At 38.3% G+C, this 3,534-nt stretch carries 5 protein-coding genes; 1 reads left to right on the plus strand and 4 read right to left on the minus strand.

Annotated elements, in window-relative coordinates; translation table 11 throughout:
- Positions 1-284: 284 nt before the first annotated feature.
- The 4 genes from AB4589_RS19425 to AB4589_RS19440 form a co-directional block, all read right to left on the minus strand.
- On the minus strand, positions 285-806 hold the full coding sequence (locus tag AB4589_RS19425; RefSeq protein WP_017100445.1) for a GNAT family N-acetyltransferase: 522 nt from the start codon (positions 804-806) through the stop codon (positions 285-287).
- Positions 807-943: 137 nt separating this feature from the next.
- Complete coding sequence (locus AB4589_RS19430) at positions 944-1,576, minus strand: LysE family translocator (RefSeq protein ID WP_017100446.1); 633 nt, start codon at positions 1,574-1,576, stop codon at positions 944-946.
- Positions 1,577-1,582: 6 nt separating this feature from the next.
- On the minus strand, positions 1,583-2,428 hold the full coding sequence (locus tag AB4589_RS19435) for a DMT family transporter (protein ID WP_017100447.1): 846 nt from the start codon (positions 2,426-2,428) through the stop codon (positions 1,583-1,585).
- Between the two features lie 143 nt (positions 2,429-2,571).
- Positions 2,572-2,799, minus strand: coding sequence for a hypothetical protein (locus AB4589_RS19440; protein WP_372101538.1), 228 nt, complete (start codon positions 2,797-2,799; stop codon positions 2,572-2,574).
- Between the two features lie 258 nt (positions 2,800-3,057).
- Here AB4589_RS19440 and AB4589_RS19445 point away from each other — a divergent pair.
- Positions 3,058-3,534: class I SAM-dependent methyltransferase (locus AB4589_RS19445; protein WP_372101539.1), on the plus strand; the 477-nt coding region annotated here is incomplete at its 3' end.

Raw genomic sequence — 3,534 nt, forward strand, 5'->3', positions numbered from 1 at the left:
AAAAGCTGAATACAAGAGAATTACGGGAGGCACGTGCCGAGGAATCAATTATCGAATAGAAACTAATCTGCAATAGTGGACTACTATGAATAAAGCAACGACAGAATCCTTCGGTATTTAGACCGTCAACCTCCCTCGGTAATCACATCAAAAAGTCTCAAGTTTGAGATTTCACAACCTATAAAATCTACAGAAACGCTTCAGGGTATTACCTTAAGGCTACTCTCCTAGGTTAAACAAAGTAACCTGGACTGAACTCTGTAAACGCATTCGAGCCTTTGGGGTCAATACATATAGCCAAGCCAGTCAATATGGCCACCTCCCCAATTCTTTGCACTTATTGGCTTTATATAAAGCTCATCGACATGTTCAACAGCAACACCATAATTCGTGTGTTCATGAAGCCTTAACCATGAATTGGTTCCCTTAACTTGAATATACCCTCGTGCTGAATAGAAACTTTGCAGCTCTGAGACAAGAATGATGAAGTCTACCCCCTTCCCTTCGCAAAACAAGGAAACCTCGGATAACATCAACGTACCAATACCTTGACCTCGATAATGTTCAGCAACACAAAAGTCGACTATCCCCAAAACCCTGTGTACTTCCTCCCCAACTTTTATTACCCGATAATCTAAACCGAGATACCCGACAAGCACATCTCCTTCATACTGTAGCGCACGGAGATGAGGAAGTTGTTTAAAGTAGGAACGCGCGACTTGATGCTTTGGAAATGATTGGTTCCTCAACATCATTATTGCTTTATTCTGCTTTTCGGTCACATTAACTTCATACACAATTTCCATACCTATCCTTGTAGAACTTACGGCCGCTACACCAGAAATTTTTATCCCTTGATATTGCATGCCAATGGTGAGCGATCTGATTATGTATTCAGTACCAAACTCCCAAATTAACACCAAGCAATGACCCTCCCCTAACTTTACGAAGAGTTTACAAAGGCCATAACACCTAACAGTATAAAAACACTACCAGACCACCTTGAGAAAAAATCAACCCAGTGACTTCTTGCTTGAAACCTTTTATGTAGATGACTTGCCATCAAAACACTTAAAAGATCCGCACTGCTAAACATTAAATTCGTAAAAACGCCCAAAATGAGCAATTGCAACCAAACAGCAATACTCCCTACTTCATTCACAAACTGTGGCAAAAAAGCAAGATAAAACATTGCAGCTTTAGGGTTCAGGACATCGACAATCACACTCTCAATGAACGTTCTTTTAGGGGAGGTAATATGACTTTCACGAGAAGTAACCCGTACCTTTTTAGTTAGATAAATACGCTGAAACCCCAACCAAACAAGGTAAAGAGCGCCTAGCTTTTGAATGACGGAATAGAGAGTAGGATTAGTTAAAAGCACAGAGGACAAACCTAATACAGCTAAAAGAACATGGACATACCCCCCTACATGAAGGCCAAAAGCTGCCATTATTCCTACTTTCTTCCCTCCTGACACCGCTTGAGCAATACTATAAAGCATCGCTGGACCCGGTATGAACGCATATAACAAGGTAAAAAATAGGTAGGTAAACAATTCCGTATTTGAAGTCACTGATATTCAAACTCCCTTTTTTACGGATCTGTTAGAAACTAGGTACATTATTGCAGCCATCATTATAATTGTGCCACCTATGCTCGTGCGTAACCCCACCTCCTCAGCATAAAAAGCCCAAACTAAAAATGGTCCTAACGGTATCTCAGCTAATCCTATTAAAGCTGCCGACATAGCAGTTGTTCGAGAAACTCCTATTAAATAGACACCGAACCCTAAACCAACATTCGTCACTCCATACGCAACTAACCAATAATAGTCACTGGAAAAACCATTAATATGACTCGAAAACGGATATACAATCAGTGCGCATAAAAAGGCAGACAAATATGTTGATTTGGCAACTTCAGCCGTTGGATAGTACTTTGCTATTATTGTCAACAACGCCATAAAAAATGTCATCCCAAATGCTAATAATAAGCCTAACTTGTCGTCGATATCCGTGGTCCCCCACATAATAAATACCACACCAAGCATAGATATGATGCAACAAAACAACGTGGTTTTATTGATTTTTTCATTAAGGAAAATAACAGAAAGAACAAATGTCGATAATGGCATCAACCCATATACAAAAGAAACATTCGCCACTGTTGTATAAAAAAAAGAGGCAATAAAACAAAGCATACCTGCGGTGACAATAATTCCAATAATTAGTTCACCTTTGGTAAATATCAACATACGGCGACGCTTGATTGGTGTGCCAATCAAATAGTAGATAAATAGTACGCATATCCCGCCGAATACAGACCTCCAAAATAAAGTTGTCGGAAAATCGGTAGATATTATCCTGGTAAATAACCCTGCTGTACTCCATGCAAGGGCCGCAAAAAACACCATGACATTTCCCATTGACATATCCTATTTTGATGAACCATTTTTAGTACTAATAAATAGCGAAAGAACAATTTAATCTTGTTCTACAACTTCACGCTCTATATTTTCAATGTCTTCTTTACTGCGTAAGAATATCTTCTGTCGAATAAAATATATACTTAAGGATATTTGCTCTCTAATGGTATAGGCGACTGGTAATTTACGTAATATTTTTTTGGTAGTTTTGCGATTTTTCCTGGGACAGAGTAGTGATAAAGCATCGAAAAAAAATTTATGTAATTAGCTTTTGTTTCTTCTTGCATGGCCAATGCAATTTTATTAGCCCCTGATTCAGCTATGTCTTTTAATTCCTTAGTGGTCTTTAATATTAGCTCGGACTTATCCATTATGTTCCCTCTATCTTTGAATTTTCGAAAGAAGCGTTAAATAAAGTAAAACGATCTAAGGAGAATAAACTAAAAATATCAACTATATTAATAATTAAGTAATAATTTATTAATATCAAATCTTTACATACAGTAGCATTGCAGGCTATGGAAATTATCAGGCCTATACTAAGTATGAATAGTTATAATGACCCTTGAGATAAAATACGCTGGCATAATGAAGAACACTTCTCCATTGATGACGAAGTTGAATTTCATTTGGTTTCTTGGGGGAGTCCAAAAAACATTATTGAGTTTGGGGTATATCACGGGGCGAGTCTCGTTTTACTCGATAAGATTTACACCCCTGACTCCATCATAGTCATAGACAAACGTCGAGAACATCCAGCCTTAAGTCAATACCGAAAGGGACCTTCAGCACTCTCTGTAATAGAGCCTTATTGTGGAGTCAAGCAAGAGCATACCGACAAGATCATTCAAATATTAGAATCACACTTCCCCCAAAAAAATGTAGACCTGATTATTGATGATTGCAGCCATTTATATGAACCAACAAAAGCCACTTTTTTGACATCATTCCCTTATCTAGAGTCAGGTGGGATATACATCATAGAAGATTGGGGGTGGGCGCACTGGCCGGGCGAATTTCAAAAGAAAGAACTGTTTCCCGGAACGCCTTTAAGTAAATTGGTTTTCGAATTACTCATGCTTCAAATCGTCATTCCAAATGTCATA

Origin of the sequence: Vibrio sp. 10N.222.49.A3 (genome assembly GCF_041475145.1) — a bacterium.
Lineage (GTDB): Bacteria > Pseudomonadota > Gammaproteobacteria > Enterobacterales > Vibrionaceae > Vibrio > Vibrio tasmaniensis_A.

What these genes read in the sequence shown, in the direction of transcription:
- AB4589_RS19425 (WP_017100445.1), bottom strand. Translation starts at nt 806, where the DNA reads ATGGAAATTGTGTATGAAGTTAATGTGACCGAAAAGCAGAATAAAGCA.
- AB4589_RS19435 (WP_017100447.1), bottom strand. Translation starts at nt 2,428, where the DNA reads ATGGGAAATGTCATGGTGTTTTTTGCGGCCCTTGCATGGAGTACAGCA.
- AB4589_RS19440 (WP_372101538.1), bottom strand. Translation starts at nt 2,799, where the DNA reads ATGGATAAGTCCGAGCTAATATTAAAGACCACTAAGGAATTAAAAGAC.